We start from the raw sequence: 24,598 nt of genomic DNA, 5'->3' as shown, positions 1-24,598 counted from the left end.
CTATTTCGGCTCGCCCGGCAGTGACGTGCCGGTGACCTTGGCGTACATCCGCGCCACCGAGGCGTCGTCATCGCGGCCCATGCCGGCGGCCGATGTCATCAGGAACATCTGCAAGGCCGCGGCGGAAACCGGCACCGGGAATTTCTGCGAGCGCGCCATGTCCTGGATGATGCCGAGGTCTTTCACGAAAATATCCACCGCGCTGCGCGGCGCGTAATCGCCGTCGAGCACATGCGGCATGCGGTTTTCGAACATCCAGGAATTGCCGGCCGAGGCCGTGATCACCTCATAGACCTTTCGGATGTCGAGGCCCTGCTTTGCAGCGAACGCCATTGCTTCCGAAGCCGCGGCGATGTGCACGCCGGCGAGCAACTGGTTGATCATCTTGAACGCGGCGCCCTGGCCGGCGTCGTCGCCGAGCTCGTAGAGTTTGGCCGCCATCGCATCCAGCGCCGGGCGCGCTTTTGAAAATGCGGCTGGGCTGCCCGATGCCAGAATGGTGAGTTCGCCCTGTGCCGCGCGCTGCGCGCCGCCGGAAATCGGCGCGTCGAGGTAGTGGCGACCGGTGGCCTCCAACTGTTTGGCGAGCCGCCGCGCGACGTCGGGATCCATGGTGGCGGAGGAAATGAATACCGCGCCCTCGCCCAGGGTTTCCGCGACGCCATTGGCGCCGAACAAAATGGTTTCGGTCTGGGCGGCGTTGACGACGACGCTGACGACGATGGCGGCCGATTTCGCGGCTTCCGCCGGCGTGCTCGCCCCCTTGCCGCCGTCCGCCACGAACCGCTTCACCGTTTCAGCCGAGACGTCGCAGCCGGTAACTTCCAGCCCCGCGCGACGCAACGAGGTCGCCATGCCATATCCCATCGAGCCCAGCCCGATGACGGCGACACGCGGTTTGGCGGATTCTGGCATTGCGGCGATTCCTCGATGGTTTCTCGTTCGCCGCCATGGGCCGGCGGCCTTGCCCCTTGCGTATCACGGCTTGGCCGCGCTGCCAAAGCGTGAGACAAGACGAAAAATGGGGTCGGTTTTATGAGCGAAACAAGGATCCGCGAGGAAATCTGCCGCCTCGGCCGCTCGCTGTTCGAGCGCGGCCTGACGCCCGGTTCCTCCGGCAATATCAGCGTCAAGCTCGACGATGGCGGCTGGCTGGTGACGCCGACCAACGCCTCGCTCGGCTTCCTCGATCCGGCACGGATGTCACGGCTCGGGCCGGATGGACGGCTGGTTTCCGGCGACGCGCCGACCAAGGAGGTGCCGCTGCACACCGCGATCTACCAGACCCGCGGCGCGGCACGCGCCGTGGTGCATCTTCATTCGACCCACTCGGTGGCGTTGTCGATGCTGCCCGAGATCGACCCCCGCGCCGCGCTGCCGCCGATGACGCCTTATTACCTGATGAAATGCGGCCAGACGGCGCTGGTGCCGTATTATCGTCCCGGCGATCCCGCCGTGGCGGACGCGATCAAGGGACTGGCCGGGAAATATTCATCCGTGCTTCTCGCCAATCATGGGCCGGTTGTGTCAGGCGACACGCTGGAGGCCGCGGTGTTCGCGATGGAGGAGCTGGAGGAGACGGCGAAGCTCTATCTGCTGCTGCGCGGGTTGAACCCGAGGTATCTGTCGCCGGAACAGGTGAAGGATTTGACTGATGTGTTCGGGCTGACGTTGCCGGAGCATGGCGAGCATTTGTAACGATTGGATACCAAGCTCTATCCGCGTCATTGCGAGCGAAGCGAAGCAATCCAGAAGGCCACGGAAAGACTGATCGTTTCGGCGCTAACGCAATACCCGGCGGAGAGATCGAATGAAACAACCTTGCGTCTACATCATGGCAAGCCGCCGCAACGGAACGCTTTATACCGGCGTGACAAGTAACCTGCCGAAACGGGCTTTTGAGCATCGCGAAGGGTTGGTCGCGGGATTTTCAAGGAAGCACGCGTGCAAGGTTCTGGTTTGGTACGAGCTTCATGGCAGCATGATCGATGCCATCACTCGAGAAAAGCAAATCAAGGCGGGCAGCCGCACGTAGAAGCTGGCGTTGATCGAGGGCCTTAACCCGAACTGGCGCGACCTTTACGACGATCTGATTTGAGCTCGTCATTAGCGACTAAGAGATCCAGACTGTCGCTGCTGCAAGACTCTGGATTGCTTCGCTTCGCTCGCAATGACGTGGCAGGACTTCCGTTCTGCCCACCACTTCACAGCAATCGTAGCCCGCATGAGCGCAGCGACATGCGGGACCGCCTGCCCCGGATATCGCTTCGCTCATCCGGGCTACGGCAGCGTGCTTGCGGCTACAGCCCCAGATACGCCTTCCGCACATCCGGATTGACGCTGATATCAGCCGCGTTGCCCTGCATCAGCACGCGACCCGTCTGCAGGATGTAGGCGCGGTCGGCGATTTCCAAACACTCCGACATGCGCTGCTCGACGATCAGCACGGTCATGCCGGCGTCGCGGATGCGCTTGACCGCCTGGAAGATTTCATCGACCAGCTTTGGCATGATGCCCTGCGACGGCTCGTCCAGCATCAGAAGCCGCGGGCGCGTCATCAGGGCGCGGCCAATGGCGAGCATCTGCTGCTCGCCGCCGGAGAGCGTTTCGGCGCGCTGCTCCAGCCGCTCCTGCAGGCGCGGAAACAATTTGAACACGAGATCGAGCGGCGCTTCGCGATCGGCCTCGCCGCGATAGAGGTAGCTGCCGAGCCTTAAGTTGTCGCGCACCGACAGGCGCGGAAACAGCCGGCGGTTTTCCGGCACATAGGCGATGCCGCGCGAGGTGATGACGTGCTGCGCCATGCCGTCGATCCGGGTGCCGTCGAACGACACCGTGCCGGAGCGCGGGCGCTCCGCGCCGGCGATCGATTTCAACAGCGTCGACTTGCCGGCCCCATTGGCGCCGGCGACGCAGACGATTTCGCCCTTCTCCACTTCGATCGAGACCGCCGAGATCGCGACCAGGCCCTGATAGGCGGTGGTGACTTCATGCACCGACAGCATGACGGTCTCCCAGATAGGCGGTGATGACTTTCGGATCGCGGACGACGTCGGCGGGCTTGCCCTCGACCAGCACCTTGCCGAGATCGAGCACGATCGCGCGGTCGACCAGCGGCATCACGATTTCCATGACATGCTCGACCATCAGCACGGTGATGCCGGTGTCGCGCACCTTGCGCACCAGCTCGACGCCGGTCTTGGCTTCGACCGGCGTCAGGCCGGTGAGCACTTCATCGAGCAGCAACAGCTTCGGTTCGGTCGCCAGCGCCCGGGCCACTTCAAGCCGGCGCTTTTCGGACGGAACCAGGTCGCTCGCCAGCACGTTGGCGCGCGGGCCGAGGCCACAGAATTCCAGCACCTGACGCGCCTTGCGGCGGGCATCGCGCATCACGGTGGTGCGGACCAGTGCGCCGACGATGACGTTGTCGATGACCGTCATGGTCTCAAAGCTCTTCACGACCTGGAAGGTACGGCCGACGCCGCGCTGGCAACGTTCGGCCGCCGGCAGCGCGGTGACATCCTCGCCGTCGAAGATGATCGAGCCTTGCGTGGGCGGCAACACGCCCGCGATCAGGTTGAACAGCGTCGACTTGCCCGCGCCGTTCGGACCAATCAGGCCGACGATCTCGCCGCGCCCGACCGAGATCGAGACGTCGCTGTTGGCGATCAGGCCGCCGAAGCGCTGCCAGACGCCGCGGGTTTCCAGCAATGGCGTCGTCATCGGACCGCCTCCTTGCCCTTGGGCGAGAACAGTCCGGCGAAGTGCTTCAACGAGAACAGGCCGATCAGCCCCTGCGGCCGCGCCAGCGAGATCGCGATGATCAGGCCGCCATAGACGATGAGGTCGATGCCCTTTCCGGAGCCGCCGACATAGGACCGCGTCAGTTCCGTGAGCGGGATCAGGATGACCGCGCCCAGCATCGGTCCCCACAGCGTGCCAATGCCGCCGAGCACGGCGGGCAGCGCCATCAGCAGCGAGAACTGAAAGCCCATGACGCTTTCGGGATCGATGTAGGAGACGAATTGCGCATAGAAGCTGCCGCCGACCGCGACCAGGAATGCCGATACCGCCGCTGCGCCCATCTTGGAATTGAACACGACGACGCCAAGGCTTTCAGCGGCTTCCGGATTGTCCTTTACTGCGCGCCACCAATAGCCCCATTTGGAATCCTCCAGCCACCAGGTGACGAACCAGGCAACGCAGGCCAGCGCCAGCGCGAAGTAGAAATACGGCAGCTTGCTGCGCGGGAACTGGAACTTCAGCCAGCTATCGCCGCGCACCGGAATCTCGATGCCCATCGCGGCGCCGGCCCAATCCCAATTGTGGAACAGCAGCAGCCCGATTTCGGCGATGACGATGGTGGCGATCACGAAGTAATGGCCGCGCAGCCGGAAGCAGGGATAGCCGAGCGCCATCGCGATCAGCGCGGAGATCACGCCGCCGCCGAGCATGCCGAACCACGGCAGCACACCGAATTTGGTGAACAGCAGCGTGGTGGTATAGGCGCCAAGGCCGAAATAGAGCGCGTGGCCGAGCGAGATCTGCCCGCAATAGCCGGAAAGGATGTTCCAGCTTTGCGACAGCGCACCCCACATCAGGGTCAGCACCATCATGTTCTGGAGGTAGGAGTCCTTGACGAACAGCGGGACGGTGGCCGCGATCGCGGCGAGGATAAAGGCGACAATGAGGTCGCGGCGGCGGCGTTCTGCGAAAGCGGTATCCATCACATCGATCCGAACAGGCCGCGCGGGCGGACGAAGACGACAAGGAGATAGACGGCGTAGATGCCCACCGCCTTCAGCGACGGCGGCAGCAACATCGCGGTGGTGGCCTCGACGAGGCCGACGATGATGCCGCCGGCGAAAGCGCCGAACACGCTGCCGAAGCCGCCGAGCGCCACCGTGACATAGGCGATCAGCGCAAAGGAGGCGCCGACATCAGGGTAGATGTAGAAGAAGATCGCCATGATCGCGCCGGCAAGACCCACCAGCGCCGCGCCAAGACCCCAGCCCAGCGCAAACACCTTGTTCTTGTCGATGCCGACCAGCGCCACCGCGCCGGCGTCCTCGCGGGTCGCCTCCAGCGCGCGGCCGAAATCGGTGCGGTTGATGAAGAGATACAGCCCGCCGAACGCCGCGATCGCGACCAGCGCGCCGACCAGTTGCGGCACCGGCAGGAAGATGCCCGCCACCGACACCGTCTTGCCGCCGAGCCATGAATGGGTGACGCTGCGGTAGTCCGGCGTGAAGAAATACTGCGTCAGGCCCCGCATGACGATAGCCAGACCGAAGGTCGAGAAGATCTGTACCATGCCGGCATTGGCCTTGGCGCGCACCGCAAAGCGCACGATCAACAGATAGACCACAGCCCCAAACACGAACAACGCCGCCGCGACCAGCGGCGCGGACAGCAGGGGGTCGATCGCGAAGAACACGAACAGGAAGAACGTCGCGTACATCGCGATCATCAGGAACTCGCCATGGGCGAAGTTCACGACGTCCATCAGCCCGAAGATCAGCGCGAGGCCGACGGCGATGAGGCCGTAGAGCAGACCCATGAGGAGGCCGCTGGCGAGGCTTTGGATGATGGCTTCGGCTGTCACCGGGATGCCCCCATTGCTCGTCGTCCCTGCGAACGCAGGGACCCATAACCACCGGATTCGCATTTGAAGGAAGGACGAGAGACCGCGGTCAAACTGATGCTCCTCGGCGTATGGGTCCCTGCGTTCGCAGGGACGACGCTGCGGTTGTGATGTCTTCTCGGGAAGCGTCCGCTTATTTCATCGGCCAGACGGCTTCCGCAATGGCGGCCTGCGGCGGGAAGATGGTGACGAACTTGCCGCCGATATATTGCAGCAGCACCGGGTCGGCGTCGTTGTTCTGGCCGAGTTCGTCGAACTTGACGCGCTTCCAGGGCATGATGGTCTGCTCGCCCGGAATGTCGGTCGCGACCAGCGCCTCGCGGATCTTCTCGCCGTCGGTCGACTTGGCGCGGTTGATGGCATCCGCCATCACCAGGAGACCCATGAACTGGCGCGAGGTGAGATCGTTGAAGTCTTTGCCCGACTTCTCCTTGAACATGGCGTTGATCTTGCCGACCATCGGTCGCTTGGTGGCGAGGTCGAGCGAGAAGCTGCCGCGCGAGATCACGCCTTCGAGCTTGTCGCCGACGGCGTCGTACAGGGCCTTTTCGGAGAAGCCGGCGTCCTGCGCCACGATCGCATTCGGCTTGTAGCCGAGCTCGGCCATGGTCTTCACCAGCAGGATGCCGTCGGTGGTGTAGCTCGAAGGCATCAGGACGTCGGCATTCGCGGTCTTGAGCTGCTGCACTTCCGCGGACAATGACGGCGAGTTGGAGCGGTACTTGATGTCGGAGATGACCTTGTAGCCGCGCTCGGAGGCGAGCTTGAGCTGGGTATTGGCGGAGTCGGTGCCGAAGATGGTGTCCTCGTGGAACAGCGACAGCGTGTCGATCTTGGTACCCTTCTTCTTCATCGCATCGAAGAAGTTGAACATCGCGGCCGAGAACATCTCGTCATGGGGCGCGGCGCGGAAATAGAATTTGAGGCCGCGCTTGTGGAGGCTCGGCGAGGAATTGTCCGCCGAGATGAACGGCACCTGGTAGCGCTCGCAGATCTGGCTGACGGTGACGGCGACCGCGCTCTGGTAGGTGCCGATGACGGCGCAGACCTTTTCCTGGGTGATCAGGCGTTCGGTCTCGGCGCGGCCCTTCTGCGGATCGGCCTGATGGTCGGCGAACACAAGGCGGATCTTGGCGCCGCCGAGACCCGGCAGTCCCTCGCCCTTCGCCAGCGGCAGATCGAAATCATGGTTCTTGTTGATGATGTCGAGCGCGGTCTCGAACGACTTCTGCGCATCGACGCCCATCTGCGCGCTGGCGCCGGAGAACGGATAGATCACGCCGATCACGACCTCGGACGTCTGCGCGCGGGCCGCGACAGGTCCGAGCGCTGCGGCAGCAGTGGCTCCAAGCAGTACGTTACGGCGCGTGATGTTCATGGCGATATCCTTATGCTGGATGGCGACTATCGATGAAACGGGCGAAGGGTACGGTAAAGCCTCAATGAGCAGCAGGCGCTGCATCAAAGCACGGCAAGCGCTTTGTTCCTGAGATCGGTCACGAGCATCAATCCGGGCGCATGCGTAATTGCAAATGGCACCTTCGCGGCCTGGATGACCGATTGCGGAGTCACGCCGCACGCCCAGAACACCGGAATTTCGTCAGGCTCGACCGGCACCGGATCGCCATAGTCGGGCTTGGCGAGGTCGACGATGCCGATCGCTTGGGGGAGACCGATATGAACCGGCGCCCCATGCACCGAGGGAAAACGTGAAGTGATCTGCACCGCGCGGATCGCATTGGCGGGCTTGAACGGCCGCATCGTCACCACCATCGGTCCGGCAAAGGGACCTGCGGGGCTGCAGGCGATATTGGTGCGGTACATCGGCACGCGCACGTCGCGCTCGATATGGCGGATCGGCAGACCTTCCTCCAGCAGCGCTTCTTCAAAAGAGAAAGAGCAACCGAGCACGAAGGCCACGAGATCATCGCGCCAGTGCGCCATGATGTCGGTCGGCTCCTCCACGATTTCGCCGTCGCGCCAGATGCGATAGCGCGGCAGGTCGGTGCGGATATCGAGGTCGATGCCGAGTGCGGGAATGCGGGGATCGCCGACGTCGGACATGCCGATGATCGGGCACGGCTTGGGATTGAGCTGGCAGAAGCGGTGAAAGGCGCCCGCGAGTTTTTCCGGCAGGATGGCGAGATTGCCCTGGACGAAGCCGTTGGCGACGCCCGCGGTGTGATGGGCCATGCCGTTGCGGCAGGCATGACGGGCCGCGACGCTCGGCGATAAATCCGCCGTATCCTGACCTTCCCGTTCCGTCCTCGCCAAGCCGGTCATCGTTGTCCCCGCTTCCATTCTTGTCGACATCTACTCCCGCATATGGCTATGATAATGTCTAATCGTCTTTTCTAATCAACTTCAATAAAACTAAATTATCGATCTGCGGGCAGAGGGTGCATGACTGATTTCAAGGCAATTGAGACTTTCATGTGGGTGGTGACGCTCGGCAGCTTCCGTGGCGCCGCCCAGAAGCTCAACACCACCCAGCCTGCGATCTCGCAACGCATCGCGCAGCTCGAACGCGAGGTGGGCGTGAAACTCCTGCAGCGCGATCGCCGCATGGTGCTGCCGACGCCGAACGGCCGGCAATTGATGGTCTATGCCGAGAAGCTGATCGGGCTGCGCTCGGAAATGCTGGCGGTGGTCGGCGACCGCTCGGCGATGCGCGGCGTGCTGCGACTCGGCGTCGCCGAAACCATCGTCCACACCTGGCTGCCGCAGCTCATCAAGAGCGTCAACCACGCCTACCCGAACCTGTCGCTCGAAATCGAGGTCGACATCACCTCGAACTTGCGCAACCGGCTGCTGGCGCAGGAAATCGAACTTGCCTTCGTGCTCGGGCCGCTAACGGCACCGATGGTCAACAACCGGACACTATGCGATTATCCCATAGGCTTTACGGCCAGCCCCTCGCTCGGGCTCGGCAAGCAGGAGCTGACCCTGCACGATCTGGCGAAATTTCCGATCATCACCTTTTCGCGCCGAACCCAGCCCTATGAAATCGTGCGTTCCCTGTTCAACCGCCCTGACCTGCCGCCGATACGGCTGCATGCGAGCGCTTCGCTCGCAACCGTCATCCACATGGCGATCGAAGGTCTCGGCATCGCCCTGATACCGACCGCGATCGTCGAGGACGACATGGCAAACGGGCGGCTGCAATTGCTGTCGACCAATCTGCAGTTGGCGCCGCTGACATTTTCGGCAAGCTGGCTCGCCTCCCCCGATACGGTCGCGGTGGAGCGCGTGGTCGAACTCGCCGCCAGCCTGGCGCGAGGCGGCGTCATTGTTGACGCGCCGCCACAGGCGCGTCATTGAAAACGATAACGCGTTTGTGCCTCACGGAAGTATCCCATGACCAAGATCGGATCCAACCTGCAGATCGATTCCGCCCGGCTGTGGGACACGATTCACGAAACCGCCAAATTCGGCGCGACGCCGAAAGGCGGCGTGCGGCGGCTGACGCTGGGGCCCGAGGACAAGCAGGTACGCGACTGGTTCCGCGAACGGTGCGAGGCCGCAGGCCTTGAGGTGCATGTCGATGCGCTGGGTTCGATGTTCGGGCTGCGCAAGGGCCGGGATATGTCGAAAGCCCCGATCGGCCTCGGCTCGCATCTCGACACGCAACCGACCGGCGGCAAATATGACGGCGTGCTCGGCACGCTAGCGGCGCTGGAAGTGGTGCGCACGCTCAACGATGCCGGCATCGAGACCGAGACGCCGATCTGCGTCTGCAACTGGACCAACGAGGAAGGCTCGCGGTTTGCGCCGGCGATGATGGCCTCCGCCGCCTATGTCGGCGATTTCACCACCGACGACATTTTGTCGCGCCGGGATGCCGAAGGCGTCACCGTGGCGCAGGCGCTGGACAGTATTGGTTACCGCGGCGACCGGCCGGTGGGAACGCAGAAATTTTCGGGCTTCGTCGAACTGCATATCGAGCAGGGTCCGATCCTGGAGGCTGAAAACAAGACCATCGGCGTCGTCGATTCCGGCCAGGGCGTGTTGTGGTACGACGGCAAGATCACCGGCTTCGAGAGCCACGCCGGCTCGACCCCGATGCCGTTGCGGCGCGACGCGCTGGCGACGCTGTCGGAAATCGTGCTGGCGATGGAATCGATCGCAAAGAAGCACGGGCCGAAAGCGGTCGGCACCATTGGGGAAGCCGTGATCGCCAACCCCTCGCGCAACGTCATTCCCGGCGAGATCGCCTTCACGGTGGATTGCAGAAGCGCCGATGCCGCCATCATGGATGCGCTGGACAGGGATCTGCGCGCGGCGATTGCCGAGATAGCGGCCCGGCGCAAGGTCGAGGTACAGTTCGATCTGATCTGGCGCAAGCCGCCGACCCATTTCGATCCGAAGCTGGTGGATGCGGTGGAGAACGCCGCAAAAATGCTGGGGTATTCGCATCGCCGTATCACTTCCGGCGCCGGCCACGATGCCTGTAACCTGAATACCGTCATGCCGGCGGCGATGGTGTTCGTGCCCTGCAAGGACGGCATCAGCCACAACGAACTCGAAGACGCCACCCAGCCCGATTGCGCGGCGGGCGCCAACGTGCTGATGCATACCGTGCTGGCGCTGGCCGGCGTCGCGTCCTGATATCAAAACAAGAAATGGGGGGAATGCCCATGCGCGGAGTTTTTGTCGACGCCAATGAATCGCTGGCCGTGATCTTCGAGCGGCTGGAACAACCCGGCGATCCCAAGGTCCGGATCAACCGCGATCCTGATATCCGCCCCGAGCAATATCCTGAGGTCCTCGACGGCGCCGAAATCGCCATTGTCGATCATACGGCGCTACCGACCGATATCGCGAAGAAATGCGCGGGCCTGAAGCACGTCGTTTTTCTCGGCACCGGCGCGCGCAGCTACATGAATCCCGACGAACTCGCCGAGACCGGCATCCACGTGCACCTGATCAAGGGCTACGGTGACACGGCGGTGGCCGAATGCGCCATCGCGCTGATGTGGGAAGGCGCGCGCGGCCTCGCCAAGATGGATCGCGGCATCCGCGCCGGCAACTGGCTGCGCGACGACGGCATGCAGCTCACCGGCAAGACGCTCGGCCTGATCGGCTTTGGCGGCATCGCCGCCGAAGTCGCGCGGATCGCGCTCGGCGCAGGCATGCGCGTCATTGCCTGGAACCGGTCGCCGAAGAAATATCCGAAGGTCGAGTTCCTCGATTTCGACGAAGTGCTGACCGAGAGCGACGTGGTCTCGATCCATCTGCTCCTGAACGACGAGACGCGCGGCATGATCTCGCGCGCCTGCATCGAGGGGATGAAGCCCGGCGCGATCCTGGTCAATACCGCCCGCGGTGCGATCGTCGACGAGGAAGCGATGATCGACGCGCTGAAATCGGGCCATATCCGCCACGCCGGGCTCGACGTCTTCAACATCGAGCCGCTGCCGGCGGATCATCCGCTGACGACGCTGCCCAACGTGACGCTGTCGGCGCATTCGGCCTTCCGCACGCCCGAGGCGAGCGAGAATTTGATGAGCGCGGCCTGGGAGCATTGCCGGCGGATTGCGCAGGGAAAATAGCCGCAAGCCCCCTGCGGGGTTGAACCGGATCGCGCGCCTTCGCGACCACAGGGAGCGGTCGCCCTGCCGGTGCGCGCAGCCGAGGTTCACATGCTGTCACGTTTCATGAATTCGCGCCCGCAAACTCCATTGATCTAAGTCAAGCCTGAGCAACTTGACCTGCTAGAGCGTAGGTATCAGGGGAAGCAACTAACGCGAGCGACAACGCCAACGTTAGCCAGCACCCTTGCCGTGCTACCGGAAATTTGCTGATCGCATCGCTCATTCTATCGCTCTGGGAACAGGACGATGTGGATGCGTCGCAGGAGGTTCAGATGAGCAGCCCGTCATCGCCGAACAACCCCCTGGCTCCCATTGAAGAACTGATGAGGGCCGGCCAGCAATCGATGAAGCAGTTTGATGATGCGATTGCCGCGGCCATGGGCGTAGGCGCCAGCCGTCCGACGAGTCAGGGAATGTCGCCGTTTGCGATGTATCCCGATTATGTGACACAGGCCTGGCGGCTCTGGAATGCCAGTATCGTCAATGCGTTCGCAGCAGGCATGATGCCAAGCGTTCAACCCTCGCGAGGCGACAAACGTTTCAAGGACGACGCCTGGCAGCACTCACCTTATTACGATCTTCTCAAGCAATCCTACCTGCTCACCTCGAAACAACTGTCCGACCTGGTCGATCAGGCCCAGGTCGATGACAAATCCAGGTTACAACTTCGCTTCTATGCGCGGCAATTCATCGATGCGATGAGCCCGTCCAATTTCCCCGCGACGAACCCGGAGGTCATTCGAACCGCAATCCAGACGCGCGCGGCGAGCCTGGCGACCGGGATGCAGAACCTGATCGAGGATCTCAAAAAAGGGCGCATCACCCGGGTTGACGAATCCGCCTTTGAGGTCGGGCGAAACCTTGCAGCAACGCCCGGATCGGTGGTTTTTGAAAACGAGTTGATCCAGCTCATCGAATATGCGCCGCAGACAGCGGAGATCGAGATGACACCGCTTCTCATCGTGCCGCCCTGCATCAACAAATACTACCTGCTGGATCTCGGCGCGGGAAATTCGTTCGTTGAATATGCCGTCGCTCAAGGCCATCGCGTCTTCCTGATCTCATGGCGGAGCGCGGTTTCCGAAACGCAGTATCTGACCTGGGACGACTATCTGAATCTTGGGCCGCTCAAGGCCATCGACGTCGTGCGCGACATCGCCTCCGCCGACAAGATTCATGTGCTGGGCTTTTGCGTCGGAGGCACGATTCTGAGCTGCGCGGCCGGAGTACTGGCCGCTCGCGGAGAGCACAAGCTTGCCACCATGACGCTGCTGACCACGATGGTCGACTTTGCCGATACCGGCGAGATTGGCCTCCTGATCGACGAGAATGCAATCGCCTTGCGGGAGGCAATGATCGGAAGAGGCGGCATCCTGCCGGGCAAGGAACTCGCCTTTACCTTCGGGACCCTCCGCGCCAATGACCTGATCTGGCGCTATGTCGTCGAAAGCTACCTGAAAGGTGCGACGCCTGAGGCGTTCGACCTGCTGTACTGGGATTCCGATAGTGTCAGCCTGCCTGGCCCGATGTACTGCTGGTACACGCGCAACACCTATCTCGAAAACAAAATCAAGGAGCCGGGCAAGACGACGCAATGTGGCTTGCCGATCGATCTCTCGCAGGTAAGCGTGCCACTGTATCTGCTGGCTTCTCGCGAGGATCATATTGTGCCCTGGCAGAGCGCATACCGATCGAAGGATCTAATGGGAAAAGATCCTCGTTTCGTGCTGGCGGCCAGTGGTCACGTTGCTGGCGTAATCAATCCACCCGCCCGCAAGAAACGCAGCTATTGGCTTAATGACAACATCAATCGCGATGCAACGACCTGGCTGGAGGAAGCCCAGGAGAAGCCGGGAAGCTGGTGGCCCGATTGGGATGATTGGCTGAAGCGTCATTCGAGTGGCAAGAAGCGCGCGCCGGCTCAGCCGGGAAACGCCAACTTCAAGGTCATTGAGCCCGCGCCTGGAAGATACGTGAAGCAAAAGTCGAATTGACGATCTCGTCCTGCCGTTAATGTCCTCAAAGCAAAGGCGACGCACGATGGACCATCCGCTCAGACGCCCGGAAGAAATTCTGGCTTATCGGTCGATGAAACAGATGCTCAAGCCGAGAGCCCTTTGGAGTGTGGGCCCGGCAGACACCATCCTGTCAGCGGCGCAGCTAATGGCCGAAAAGAACATCGGCTTTCTGGTGGTTCTGGAAAATGGAAAGATTGTCGGCGTTCTTTCCGAACGCGATTGCATGCGGCGCGTTGTACTGGCCCGCAAATATCCTGAAGTGACGCTGGTGGTGGACGTCATGGTTCGAGATGTCGTCACAGCCAATCTCGAGAGTACGTTTGCTGACTGTTTGAGATTGATGCACACGCACGGCATTCGTCACCTGCCGGTTGTCGATAACGAGAAGGCGGTGGGCGTCATCTCGGTCCGCGACCTGCTGCGCGAGGCGGTAGAACACCACACCAAGGTCATCAGCGAGCTTGAGCGCGAACGAATGACGATGCTGACGTCAACAGCTTGAGAATAGCCGGGTCCGCTGACCTGCGGCTTTGAAGTGGAGTGTCGCCATGAATCTCCTGATCGTGCTGGCCGCTCTTTTCTTCCTGATGTTTGTCGCCTATCGCGGCTACAGCGTGATCCTGTTTGCTCCGGTCGCCGCTTTGGGCGCCGTGTTGCTGACCGATCCCTCACTGGTCCCGCCGATGTTCTCCAGCGTTTTCATGGAGAAGATGGTCGGCTTCATTAAAAACTACTTTCCTGTGTTTATGCTCGGCGCCGTCTTTGGCAAAGTCATCGAACTCTCGGGTTTCTCGAAGTCGATCGTGGCCGCGGTGATCGGGGTACTTGGCCGAGAGCGCGCTATCCTGTCCATCGTCGTGGTCTGCGCGATCCTGACCTATGGCGGCGTGTCGCTGTTCGTCGTGGTGTTCGCAGTCTATCCGTTCGCAGCCGAGATGTTCCGCCAGGGCGATATTCCCAAGCGGCTCATTCCGTGCACGATTGCGCTCGGCGCTTTCAGCTTCACGATGGACGCCCTGCCGGGAACGCCGCAGATCCAGAACATCATTCCGACCACGTTTTTCAACACGACGACGTGGGCAGCACCCATACTTGGGCTGGTCGGCAGTGTTTTCGTTTTCGGCGTCGGTCTTGCCTATATCGAAAACCGCCGCCGTGCCGCGCAAAAACGCGGAGAAGGCTACGGCACCGAGCTGGTGAACGAGCCCGAGCCGTTCGAAGAAAAGGAGCTGCCGAACCCGTGGATCGCCCTTACGCCGCTGGTCGTGGTGGGCGTCATGAACTTCGTATTCACGCAGTTGGTGCCTCGCGCCTATGGCGCAGTTCATGAGGTCACGCTCGGCGGCCACGCGATCGTGACGAAGGTCGGTCCGCTGGCGGCCATCTGGGCCGTCGAGGGCGCGCTGCTGCTCGGCATCCTGACGGTGTTCATCTTTGCCTGGCGTCCCGTGTTGGCGAAGTTCGCCGATGGCAGCAAGGCTGCGGTCGCCGGCGCCCTGCTGGCCGCGCTCAATACTGCCTCCGAATACGGGTTCGGCGGCGTGATCGCGCTGTTGCCGGGCTTCGAGATGGTGGCCGCCGCGCTCCGGGCAATTCCCAATCCGCTCGTGAACGAGGCCGTTACGGTCACGGTGCTCGCCGGCATCACCGGCTCGGCATCCGGAGGCATGAGCATTGCCCTCGCCGCAATGTCCGATGAATTCATTGCCGCCGCGCAGGCCGCCAACATCCCCCTCGAAGTTTTCCATCGGATCGCGGCGATGGCGAGCGGTGGCATGGACACGTTGCCCCATAATGGCGCCGTCATCACGCTACTTGCCGTGACGGGTCTTACCCACAGGCAGGCCTACGGAGACGTGTTCGTGATCACGATGACGAAAACCGTCGCGGTGTTTGTTGCGATCGGGTTCTTTTATCTTACCGGGTTGTATTGAACTTGCCACAAGCACTGACCTCATCCTGAGAGATTGTGAAGCTATCTCCCCGTCATTGCGAGCGCAGCGAAGCAATCCATCTATCCCTGCGCCGAGATGTGGATTGCTTCGCTTCGCTCGCAATGACGAGGAGGAGCTAGCTTCACTCTCCCCCGTCATCCTGAGGAGACCGCGCAGCGGTCGTCTCGAAGGATGGCCGCGGGTGAGATCGAGGCCTCATGGTTCTCCGAGCGATGCGAAGCATCGTCCGGAGACGCGCGAAGACGCGCTCCTCACCATGAAGGTTTCAGTCAATCCACCATATCAGCCACAGCCTTGCCGCAGGCGGTGGTGTCCGCGTTGCCGCCGAGATCGCGCGTGCGGAGCGTTCGTTCGCCGAGGGTGCGCTCGATGGCGCCGACGATGGATTCGGCTGCAGCCTTCTCGCCGAGATGTTCCATCATCATCGCACCCGACCAGATCATGCCGATCGGATTGGCGATGCCCTGCCCCGCAATGTCAGGCGCCGAGCCGTGCACCGGCTCGAACACGGAAGGGAAATTGCCTTCCGGATTGATGTTGCCCGACGGCGCGATGCCGATGGTGCCGGTGCAGGCCGGCCCGAGATCGGAAAGGATGTCCCCGAACAAATTGGAGCCGACCACGACGTCGAACCAGTCCGGATGCAGCACGAAGTTCGCGGTGAGGATGTCGATGTGGTACTTGTCCCACTTCACGCCCGGATACTTCTTCGCCATCGCCTCCACGCGCTCGTCCCAATAGGGCATCGTGATCGAGATGCCGTTGGACTTGGTCGCCGAGGTCAGGTGCTTCTTCGGCCGCGACTGTGCGAGCTCAAATGCGAATTTCAGGATGCGATCGACGCCGGTGCGCGTCATCACCGTTTGCTGCGTGACGAATTCGCGGTCGGTATCGGGGAACATGCGGCCACCGACGGAGGAATACTCGCCTTCGGTATTCTCGCGCACCACCCAGAAATCGATATCGCCGGGCTTGCGGTTGGCGAGCGGCGACGGCACGCCGGGCATCAGCCGCACCGGGCGCAAATTGACGTATTGGTCGAACTCGCGGCGGAACTTGATCAAGGAGCCCCACAGCGAGACGTGATCGGGAATTTTCGCCGGCCAGCCGACCGCACCGAAATAGATCGCGTCGTGCTTGCCGATCTGTGCCTTCCAGTCCTCCGGCATCATCTCGCCGTGCTTTTCGTAATAGTCCCAGGAGGCGAAATCGAAATGATCGAATTGCACGGAGACGCCGTGCTTTTTCCCCGCCGCCTCCAGCACGCGCAGCCCCTCCGGCATCACTTCCTTGCCGATGCCGTCGCCGGGAATGACGGCGATCCGATATTGCTTTTTGGCGCTGCTCATCGAGAGTTTCCTTGTTACCTTTGCTGAGCCGGCTAATGCCGCTTATTTGATCGTCTTGCAATGGACCAATCCCGCCGCCTGCGCAACGCTGCACTGCAATGTTGACCGTCATGGCGCCCCAAGCCTAACAATTTACCGACCCCCTCTTCCTCCCTCCCTCACCGAAGCGAGAATTCCTATGGATCTGCACCTGCTCGGCAAGCGCGTCCTGATCACCGGCGCCTCCAAGGGCATTGGCGCGGCCGCGGCCGAAGCCTTTGCCGAGGAAGGGGCCGACGTCATGCTGGCCGCCCGCAACGGCGATGCCTTGAAAGCACTGGCCGAACGGCTGCGCTCGGCGCACCAGATCGGCGCAACCGCCCATGTCGTCGACCTGCGCAAGGGCGAGGACATTGCAAGGCTCGCCAAGGAAGCCGCCGATATCGACATCCTCGTCAACAATGCCGGCGACATTCCCGGCGGCTCGATCGACAAGATCGACGAGGCGACCTGGCGGCACGCCTGGGAGTTGAAGGTGTTCGGCTACATCAACCTTACCCGGGCGATCTACGCGCAGATGAAGGCGCGCGGGCACGGCGTCATCGTCAACGACATCGGCGCCGCCGGCGAAAAGTTCGATGCCAATTATATCTGCGGCAGCGCCGGCAATGCCGCACTGATGGCATTCACCCGCGCACTCGGGGGCAAAAGCCTCGCCGACAACATCCGCGTGGTCGGCATCAATCCCGGCCCGGTCGGCACCGACCGCCATGTGACGCTGCTGAAGACGCGGGCCAGGAACCAGTTCGGCGACGAAAACCGCTACCGGGAATTCCAGAAGGGCATGCCGCTCGGCCGTCCTGCCCATGCGCGCGAGATCGGCGATCTCATGGCGTTTTTGGCGTCGGACCGGTCGGGGTATACGTCAGGGGTGATCTTTACCGTCGACGGTGGGCATACGTCGGGCTGGAGTTAGGCGCAGCAGCCTCCACCGTCATTGCGAGCGAAGCGAAGCAATCCATAGCGCCGCAAGTGCGACATGGATTGCTTCGTCGCTTCGCTCCTCGCAATGACGGGGTCCGCTAACCCGTCGTCCGCTCGAACAGTTGCCTTATCAGCGTCGTGATCCTGCCCTTCGGCGACATCATCTCGTACATGATGGTGAAATGATCAGCGCCAGGGATTTCCTCATACGTCACCGGCAAGCCATATCTCGCGCGGTGACCGGCGAAGTCGGCGGTCTGCTTGCGCAGCAGCGGCAATTCGGCGCTGCCCACCACCAGTGACAGCGGCTTTGGTGAGCCGCCCTCCTGCATCATCGGCGAGTTGCGACGCGAGGTCGCCTCGTCGGCGCGCAGTTTCTCGTTGAGATAGGAATGACGGATCGGTTCGAGGTCGTAGATCCCTGATATGGCCATGCCCGCCCTCACCTTCGGGTGCGACAACACCATCGAGGTCAGGTGGCCGCCGGCAGACCACCCCGATACCACGATGCTTCCAGCAGCGGCGCCGAGCGTCGGCAATTGCCCGGTAAGGTAATCGATACCGGCGTGGATTTCGGCGACGATCTCGTCGAGCGCAGCCTCCGGCGCCAGCGTGTAGCCGATCAGCGCGACATTGATGCCATGCGCCATCGGCCCTTCCGCCACGACAGTGAAGACTTCCTTCGCCCGCGCCTGCCAATAGCCGCCATGAATGAACAACAGCGTCGGCGCGTTGTCGGCGGCTTTCAGGAAATCGATCCGGTTGCGCTCGCGCGGACCATATCGCAGGTCGATATGCCCGGGAAAACGCTTGCGCATGTCGGCAGAGCGCTGCTCCCAGCCGGCCACCATCTCGACGCTGCCGGATACCGCGACGCCGTTATTGAGGCCGAGATCCCGCGCCTCCTGGCTCATCGCGCGCCAGTCCGTGTCAGAAAACAGTGTCGTCATGCAATATCTCCGGTCGGCCACAACGTGGGTGCGATTCCACTTTGCCGGAAAATGTTCTACAGCACCATCTGCGGTCAAGAGAAACCGAAACGGGAGATATCGAAGTGGCAGATCAGGGGCTGGTGCGAGAAACGGCGGTTGCCATTGTCGGCAAATTGAAATCGGGTGAGGTCACGCCCCTCGACCTGCTCGACGTGCTGGAAAAGCGGATTGCCGAAGTCGACGGCAAGGTCAACGCGCTGCCGACACTGTGCTTCGATCGCGCCCGCAAGCACGCCACCGCGCTGATGCAAAAGCCGGCGGCCGACCGTGGCCTGCTCGCTGGGCTTCCGATCCCGATCAAGGACCTGACCAATGTCGCTGGCGTGCTGACCACGCAGGGCTCGCCGATCTACAAGGATGCGATCCCCACCAAGTCGGACATTCTGGTCGAGCATCTCGAAAATAGCGGCGGGGTGATCTACGCCAAGTCGAACACGCCGGAATTCGGCGCCGGCGCCAACACCTTCAACGAAGTGTTCGGCGCAACCCGCAATCCCTGGGACACGTCGCGCTCCGCCGCCGGCTCATCGGGCGGCGCGGCGGCGGCGCTTGCGACCGGCACGGCTTGGCTGGCACATGGTTCCGACATGGGCGGCAGCTTGCGCAACCCCGCGAGCTTCTGCGGCATCGTCGGGCTGCGCCCGAGCATCGGCCGCGTCGCGCATAGCCTGGCGGCCGCGGTCGACCGCAATCTCGGCGTTCAGGGCCCGATGGCGCGCAATGTCGAAGACCTCGCGCTGCTGCTCGATGCCATGAGCGGCGAGCATCGCGCCGATCCGCTGTCGCTGCCGGTGCTGCCGACCTCGTTTCTCTCCGCCGCGCGCTCCGGCAGCAAGCCGAAGCGCATCGCCTATTCGCCTGACCTCGGCATCACGCCGGTCGATCCTGAGGTCGCCGCCGTCACCCGCAAGGCGGCGCAGCGCTTTGCGGAAGCCGGCGTCATCGTCGAGGAGGCCCATCCGGACCTGCGCGAGGCCCATGAGTGCTTCCACGTGCTGCGGGCGTTCGACTTCGCGCTCTCCAAGGCGGCGCTCTTGCGCTCGAAGCGCGACCTGCTCAAGCCGGAAGTGATCTGGAATATCGAGGAAGGCCTCAAGCTGACCGTCGAGCAGCTCGAACGCGCCGAAGCGCAGCGCGTCGCCATGACCGCGCGCACGCTGGAATTTTTCGACAAATACGATCTGTTGCTGGCGCCCGCGACCATCGTGCCGCCCTTCCCGGTCGAGAACCGCTACGTCGCCGAATGCGCCGGCAAGAAGTTCGACAATTATGTCGAATGGCTCGGCATCGTCTATGCGATCACTTTGGTGTGTTGTCCCGCGCTGTCGCTGCCCTGCGGCTTCACCGCCTCCGGCCTGCCGATCGGTTTGCAGGTGGTGGCGCCGCCACGCGGCGAAGCGCAATTGCTCGCGGGCAGCAAGGTGCTGGAGGATATTCTGGGCGTGCGCGGCACGACGCCGATCGATCCAAGGGCGCCGAAGTAAGCGCGATCGTCAAAACAACGTCTCCATGCGGCCCAACGCTCGCCGTTTCGTGATCGGGGAACCCGGCATAGCTCGTCGTCGTTTCCCGCCATTGTGCGGCGAATTGATCCGGGACAAAGGGATCGTCCATCGCCCTTTGGAGACGGATCATGACCGATCAAGCCATCAAATCCGCCGACGATCATTTCGACCTCCAGGATGTGGAGCGGCGGATCAAGGCGATCTTCATCGGCTCGATCGGCAATCTCGTCGAGTGGTACGACTTCTACGCCTACACGGCGTTCGCGCTGTATTTCGCGCCGGCCTTCTTTCCGAACAGCGATCCTGTTGTGCAGCAGCTCAATGCCGCGGTGCTGTTCGCGGCGACTTTCCTGATGCGGCCGCTCGGTGGCTGGCTGTTCGGCTTCATCGCCGACCGCTATGGCCGCCGGCTGTCGCTGACGCTTTCCGTCGTCTGCATGTGTTTTGGCTCGCTGATCATCGCGGTGACGCCGACCTACGCCACCATCGGCTTCGCCGCCCCCGCCATTCTGGCGCTGGCGCGCATCATTGAGGGCTTGAGCCTCGGCGGCGAGTACGGCGCCAGCGCGACTTACCTGACCGAGGTTGCCAATCCCAGGCACCGCGGATTCTATTCGAGCTTTCAGTATGTGACGCTGATCGGCGGGCAACTCACCGCAATCATGGTGCTGTTGCTGCTGCAGAAGGTGTTCCTCACGCCGGAGCAATTGAAGGACTGGGGCTGGCGGATCCCCTTCGTGATCGGCGCGCTGCTTGCGATCTTTGCTGCCGTCATGCGCCGCAATCTGCACGAGACCGAGGCATTCGAGGAGGCGAAGAAGCTGACAAAACCAACGGGCTCGATCCGTGGACTTCTGAAATACCCGCGCGAGCTGTTGCTGGTGGTCGGCCTTACCGCCGGCGGCACGGCCGCGTTCTATACCTTCACCACCTACATGCAGACTTTTGTAAAACTCTCGGTCGGCCTCACCGAGGACCAGACCACGACTGTTATCTTCGGCTCGCTGATCTTCGCGACCCTGCTGCAGCCGATCTATGGCGCCCTCTCCGATCGCATCGGCCGCAAGCCGCTGCTGATCTTCTTCGGGGCGGCCGGCACGCTGGCGACAGTCCCCATTCTGACCACGCTGAAAGAGACAAAATCGCCGTTCACCGCCTTCCTGCTGATCTGCGCCGCCTGGATCTTCGTTGCCGGCTATACCTCGATCAACGCGGTGGTGAAGGCCGAACTATTCCCGACCAACGTCCGCGCACTCGGCGTCGGCCTTCCCTATGCCATCACGGTGTCGCTGTTCGGCGGCACCGCGCCCGCGGTTGCGCTTTATTTCAAGACAATAGGGCATGAGGACTGGTTCTATTATTATCTCAGCGGCATGATCTTCCTCTCGCTCCTCATCTATGCGACCATGCGCGACACCAAACATGCGTCCGCAATGCATCGCCACGAGTGACTGTTTCAGGTGACTGTTTCAGATATGGACGACGAGAACGAACCACCGCCGGAAAGCAAGCTGACGCGCAGCAAGGCGCGCTGGGCGCGCGAGGGCAAATTTCTCACGGGCAGGATTTCGCGGCCTGAGGAAATGCGTCTGCCGCCGGGCCAGCACCTGACCCGAGACTGGCCGACGCTCGATCTGGGGCTGACGCCGAACATCTCGCGCCAGCGCTGGCGGCTCGATGTCTACGGCGCGGTCGAACATCCGATCTTCTGGGATTTTGCCCAGTTCACCGCGCAGCCGCAGAGCAACTTCGTATCCGACATTCACTGCGTCACGACCTGGTCGCGCTACGACAATCAATGGGAGGGATTGGCGACGCGCGATCTCCTCGAGGCCTGCCGGCCGCGCCAGGAAGCCCATTTCGTCGTGCTGCACTCGCATGACGGCTACACCACCAATCTGCCGCTGGAAGATTTCGCCGCCGAGGACGCGCTGCTGGCCCATAGCTGGTCCGGCGCGCCGCTGGAGCAGGAGCATGGCGGCCCGGTGCGTCTTGTCGTGCCGCATCTTTATTTCTGGAAGAGCGCAAAGTGGCTGCAGAGCATCGAGTTTCTCGAATACGACGCGCCCGGCTATTGGGAAGTCCGCGGCTATCACAACCGCGGCGACCCGTGGCAGGAACAGCGATATTCCAGCGACTGACGCAACAACACCAAGCGAGGAGGACGCCGTGCCGACGGAACGCTTCCAATTCACCGGCGAAGGTGGTCATCAGCTTGCCGCCGCGCTGGATACGCCGGATGGACCGGTGCACGCCTACGCGCTGTTCGCGCATTGCTTCACCTGCGGCAAGGATGTTCTGGCTGCAAAACGCATTGCGACGGCGCTGGCCGCAAAAGGAATTGCGGTGCTGCGGTTTGATTTCACGGGCCTCGGCTCCAGCGAGGGCGATTTCGCCAACTCGACCTTCTCTTCGAACGTCGCCGACCTCGTCCGCGCCGCCGCCCATCTGCGGGAAACCCGTGGCGCCGCCACGCTGCTGATCGGCCACAGTCTGGGCGGCGCGGCGATCCTCGCCGCTGCGGGGCAAATCCCGGAGGCAAAAGCGGTCGTGACGATCGCCGCGCCTTCCGATCCCGTGCACGTCACGCATCTGTTCAGGGATCGCATCGAGGACATCCGCGCGCATGGCAAGGTGGAAGTTCAGCTCGCCGGGCGACCGTTTCACATCAAGCGCGAATTCCTCGATGACATCGCCGAACATAGCCTGGCGGCGCATGTCGCCAAGCTGCACAAGGCGCTGCTGGTGATGCATTCACCCACCGACGATACGGTCGGCATCGACAACGCCACCAAGATTTTCGTCACCGCCAAACATCCCAAGAGCTTTGTCTCGCTGTCGGGCTCCGATCATCTGTTGAGCGGCAAGCGCGACGGCGCCTATGTTGCCGGCATCATCGCTGCCTGGGCCGAGCGCTATATTGAGCCCATTGCCGCTCAGCCTGCGGCGGCCGCAAGCGAGGCGCCGCGCCACGTCGTGGTGCGGGAAACCCGAAACAGCAAACTCCAGCAGATCGTCACCACAGGTCCGCATGAGATGCTGGCGGACGAGCCCGTTGCCCTCGGCGGTCAGGATAGCGGACCGGGACCCTATGACTTCCTGCTCACCGGCCTTGGCGCCTGCACGTCGATGACCATGCGGATGTATGCCGACCGCAAATCGCTGCCGCTGGAGCGCGTCACCGTGACGCTGAAGCACAGCAAGATCCACGCAAGGGATTGCGAGGAATGCGAAACGCGGGAGGGCATGCTGGATCAGATCGACCGCGTAATTTCGATCGAAGGCGCGCTCGACGCCGACCAGCGCGCGCGGCTGATGGAGATCGCCGACAAGTGCCCGGTGCACCGGACGCTGACATCGGAAATCCGGATCGTGACGAAGGCGGCGGATTAAGCCGCCGCCAGCGGGCGGACACGCAGTGCGCCGCGCAAGCCCGCGGCAGTGCCGACGAGGATGCCGGCGAAGGCAATCAGCGAGGCCAGCGCCAGCGTCGAAAATCCCGTCAGGCCCTGCCCGATCGAGCAGCCGAACGCCATCACGCCGCCTGCGCCCATCAGCGCGGCACCGCCGCCCGAACGCAGCATGTGGCGCGGCGACTGAAAGCCTTCGAGCTGGAAGCGACCAGTCAGCAGCGCGGTCGCGAGACTGCCGGCGAACACGCCGAACACCGTGACAATGCCGAAATTGAGCGTCGAGCCCGTCGACAGCATGACATATTGCAAGGCGTCCGCGATCGGCGCGATGAAGGTGAGCGAGGTCACCGGCACCGGGTTGAAATCGTCGGCGCCGAGATAGCCGGTGGCGAACCAGCCCGCGGCCACCAGCAGGCCGATCACGAGGCCCGCGGCGATCTGTCCCGGCGACCGCCGGAACGCCGGATGCGCAAAGGCAAAGATGATCAACGCCGCGGAGATGATCGACGCGGCCAGCATGCGCGCGGCTGTGGCACTCAGGCCTGCACCGGCGAGCAAGGCAGGCACCGAATTCTCGGTGGTCGTGGTCTGTGACGCGCCGACCATCGCGATGCGCGACGGTGCGATCAGCCCCTTCAGCGTCATCTGGGCGAAAATCGCCAGCACGACCACCACCACGAAGGAACGGAGATTGCCGCGCCCGAGCAGCACCAGCGCGCGCGAGCCGCAGCCGTTCGACAGCACCATGCCGTAGCCGAACAGCAGCCCGCCGAAGAACATCACCGGCGCGGAGAAGGAAGACTGCAGATAGATCGATTTGCCGATATCGACAAACCCGCCCGCGGCCAGCAACTGCGTCAGGGCAACCGCCACGCCGATCGCCAGCGCATAGCTGCGCACCAATCGTCCGTCGCCTTCGGCCCAGAAACCCCTGAGGCTGCTGAGCAGGCAGAACCCGCTCAACAATCCCACCGATCCATAGACGAGGCCGATCAGCAATCCGCTGATCACGACGATATTGGCACTGTCCAGCACTGGCGTTTCCCGTTCCCTCGCGGCCGATCCAGCCGTCACCGCTCACATAGGACGCAATTTCAGCAGTTGCTAATATGTTGGAAAGATACGCGCGTCCACGGACTAACGATCTGGAGAATGAATTGATCAT

22 protein-coding genes and 1 pseudogene are annotated in these 24,598 nt (G+C 62.6%); 13 read left to right on the top strand and 10 right to left on the bottom strand.

Features of this window, described 5'->3' with window-relative positions; translation table 11 throughout:
* Positions 1–915, bottom strand: coding sequence for an L-threonate dehydrogenase (gene ltnD, locus LMTR21_RS10745; protein WP_065756530.1), 915 nt, complete (start codon positions 913–915; stop codon positions 1–3).
* Positions 916–1,035: 120 nt separating this feature from the next.
* Here ltnD and otnC point away from each other — a divergent pair, with 120 nt between their 5' ends.
* Positions 1,036–1,698, top strand: a complete 663-nt coding sequence (gene otnC / locus LMTR21_RS10740) for a 3-oxo-tetronate 4-phosphate decarboxylase (protein ID WP_065756531.1) — start codon at positions 1,036–1,038, stop codon at positions 1,696–1,698.
* Positions 1,699–1,810: 112 nt separating this feature from the next.
* Positions 1,811–2,032 (top strand): annotated as a pseudogene (locus tag LMTR21_RS10735) (GIY-YIG nuclease family protein); the annotation flags it as partial.
* Between the two features lie 268 nt (positions 2,033–2,300).
* Here LMTR21_RS10735 and LMTR21_RS10725 read toward each other — a convergent pair.
* The 6 genes from LMTR21_RS10725 to LMTR21_RS10700 all read right to left on the bottom strand — a co-directional run bounded on the left by LMTR21_RS10725 (position 2,301) and on the right by LMTR21_RS10700 (position 7,927).
* Entirely contained in the window at positions 2,301–3,005 is a 705-nt protein-coding gene (locus tag LMTR21_RS10725; RefSeq protein ID WP_065756532.1) for an ABC transporter ATP-binding protein, read from the bottom strand.
* Complete coding sequence (locus LMTR21_RS10720) at positions 2,989–3,723, bottom strand: ABC transporter ATP-binding protein (RefSeq protein WP_065756533.1); 735 nt, start codon at positions 3,721–3,723, stop codon at positions 2,989–2,991. Before LMTR21_RS10720 ends, LMTR21_RS10725 begins: the two co-directional genes overlap by 17 nt.
* Positions 3,720–4,727: a branched-chain amino acid ABC transporter permease gene (locus LMTR21_RS10715; RefSeq protein WP_065756534.1), complete on the bottom strand. Its 1,008-nt coding sequence runs from the start codon at positions 4,725–4,727 to the stop codon at positions 3,720–3,722. The genes LMTR21_RS10720 and LMTR21_RS10715 overlap by 4 nt, the downstream gene beginning before the upstream one ends.
* Positions 4,727–5,560 carry a branched-chain amino acid ABC transporter permease gene (locus tag LMTR21_RS10710; protein WP_246175694.1) on the bottom strand — a complete coding sequence of 278 codons (834 nt, stop codon included), beginning with the start codon at positions 5,558–5,560 and terminating at the stop codon, positions 4,727–4,729. The genes LMTR21_RS10715 and LMTR21_RS10710 overlap by 1 nt, the downstream gene beginning before the upstream one ends.
* Positions 5,561–5,777: 217 nt before the next feature.
* Positions 5,778–7,022 (bottom strand): ABC transporter substrate-binding protein, encoded by a 1,245-nt coding sequence (locus LMTR21_RS10705; protein ID WP_065756684.1) that lies wholly within the window; start codon positions 7,020–7,022, stop codon positions 5,778–5,780.
* An 83-nt stretch (positions 7,023–7,105) separates the two neighbouring features.
* Complete coding sequence (locus tag LMTR21_RS10700) at positions 7,106–7,927, bottom strand: putative hydro-lyase (RefSeq protein WP_065756535.1); 822 nt, start codon at positions 7,925–7,927, stop codon at positions 7,106–7,108.
* A 120-nt stretch (positions 7,928–8,047) separates the two neighbouring features.
* Here LMTR21_RS10700 and LMTR21_RS10695 point away from each other — a divergent pair, with 120 nt between their 5' ends.
* The 6 genes from LMTR21_RS10695 to LMTR21_RS10670 all read left to right on the top strand — a co-directional run bounded on the left by LMTR21_RS10695 (position 8,048) and on the right by LMTR21_RS10670 (position 15,190).
* On the top strand, positions 8,048–8,965 hold the full coding sequence (locus LMTR21_RS10695; protein ID WP_065756536.1) for a LysR family transcriptional regulator: 918 nt from the start codon (positions 8,048–8,050) through the stop codon (positions 8,963–8,965).
* 36 nt (positions 8,966–9,001) lie between these two features.
* On the top strand, positions 9,002–10,252 hold the full coding sequence (locus tag LMTR21_RS10690; protein WP_065756537.1) for a Zn-dependent hydrolase: 1,251 nt from the start codon (positions 9,002–9,004) through the stop codon (positions 10,250–10,252).
* A gap of 29 nt (positions 10,253–10,281) precedes the next feature.
* Positions 10,282–11,196 carry an NAD(P)-dependent oxidoreductase gene (locus tag LMTR21_RS10685; RefSeq protein WP_065756685.1) on the top strand — a complete coding sequence of 305 codons (915 nt, stop codon included), beginning with the start codon at positions 10,282–10,284 and terminating at the stop codon, positions 11,194–11,196.
* Between the two features lie 314 nt (positions 11,197–11,510).
* Positions 11,511–13,232 (top strand): PHA/PHB synthase family protein, encoded by a 1,722-nt coding sequence (locus LMTR21_RS10680; RefSeq protein ID WP_065756686.1) that lies wholly within the window; start codon positions 11,511–11,513, stop codon positions 13,230–13,232.
* Positions 13,233–13,278: 46 nt separating this feature from the next.
* Positions 13,279–13,758: a CBS domain-containing protein gene (locus LMTR21_RS10675; protein WP_187399338.1), complete on the top strand. Its 480-nt coding sequence runs from the start codon at positions 13,279–13,281 to the stop codon at positions 13,756–13,758.
* A 46-nt stretch (positions 13,759–13,804) separates the two neighbouring features.
* Positions 13,805–15,190, top strand: a complete 1,386-nt coding sequence (locus LMTR21_RS10670) for a GntP family permease (protein ID WP_065756539.1) — start codon at positions 13,805–13,807, stop codon at positions 15,188–15,190.
* Positions 15,191–15,480: 290 nt separating this feature from the next.
* Here the strand turns inward: LMTR21_RS10670 and LMTR21_RS10665 are convergent, their stop codons facing one another.
* Positions 15,481–16,560: a tartrate dehydrogenase gene (locus tag LMTR21_RS10665; protein WP_065756540.1), complete on the bottom strand. Its 1,080-nt coding sequence runs from the start codon at positions 16,558–16,560 to the stop codon at positions 15,481–15,483.
* A gap of 178 nt (positions 16,561–16,738) precedes the next feature.
* On the opposite strand from LMTR21_RS10665, the gene LMTR21_RS10660 reads away from it, so the two are divergent.
* The gene (locus tag LMTR21_RS10660) at positions 16,739–17,515 is read left to right on the top strand and encodes an SDR family oxidoreductase (protein ID WP_065756541.1); all 777 of its coding nucleotides are present in this window, start codon (positions 16,739–16,741) and stop codon (positions 17,513–17,515) included.
* 106 nt (positions 17,516–17,621) lie between these two features.
* Here LMTR21_RS10660 and LMTR21_RS10655 read toward each other — a convergent pair whose 3' ends face one another.
* Positions 17,622–18,473 carry an alpha/beta hydrolase gene (locus LMTR21_RS10655; RefSeq protein WP_065756542.1) on the bottom strand — a complete coding sequence of 284 codons (852 nt, stop codon included), beginning with the start codon at positions 18,471–18,473 and terminating at the stop codon, positions 17,622–17,624.
* Positions 18,474–18,577: 104 nt separating this feature from the next.
* Here LMTR21_RS10655 and LMTR21_RS10650 point away from each other — a divergent pair, with 104 nt between their 5' ends.
* The 4 genes from LMTR21_RS10650 to LMTR21_RS10635 all read left to right on the top strand — a co-directional run bounded on the left by LMTR21_RS10650 (position 18,578) and on the right by LMTR21_RS10635 (position 23,413).
* Entirely contained in the window at positions 18,578–19,999 is a 1,422-nt protein-coding gene (locus tag LMTR21_RS10650; protein ID WP_065756543.1) for an amidase, read from the top strand.
* A 149-nt stretch (positions 20,000–20,148) separates the two neighbouring features.
* A complete protein-coding gene (locus LMTR21_RS10645) occupies positions 20,149–21,471 on the top strand; it encodes an MFS transporter (RefSeq protein ID WP_065756544.1) in 1,323 nt (440 codons plus the stop codon).
* A 24-nt stretch (positions 21,472–21,495) separates the two neighbouring features.
* A complete protein-coding gene (locus LMTR21_RS10640; RefSeq protein ID WP_065756545.1) occupies positions 21,496–22,161 on the top strand; it encodes a sulfite oxidase-like oxidoreductase in 666 nt (221 codons plus the stop codon).
* 28 nt (positions 22,162–22,189) lie between these two features.
* On the top strand, positions 22,190–23,413 hold the full coding sequence (locus LMTR21_RS10635) for a bifunctional alpha/beta hydrolase/OsmC family protein (protein WP_065756546.1): 1,224 nt from the start codon (positions 22,190–22,192) through the stop codon (positions 23,411–23,413).
* Here the strand turns inward: LMTR21_RS10635 and LMTR21_RS10630 are convergent.
* Entirely contained in the window at positions 23,410–24,468 is a 1,059-nt protein-coding gene (locus LMTR21_RS10630) for a YeeE/YedE family protein (RefSeq protein WP_187399337.1), read from the bottom strand. The genes LMTR21_RS10635 and LMTR21_RS10630 overlap by 4 nt on opposite strands.
* Positions 24,469–24,598: the final 130 nt, after the last annotated feature.

Origin of the sequence: Bradyrhizobium paxllaeri (assembly GCF_001693515.2) — a bacterium.
Taxonomy (GTDB): Bacteria; Pseudomonadota; Alphaproteobacteria; order Rhizobiales; family Xanthobacteraceae; genus Bradyrhizobium; species Bradyrhizobium paxllaeri.
Note: the sequence above shows the minus strand (reverse complement) of the source record. Positions and strands in the feature narration are given on the sequence as shown.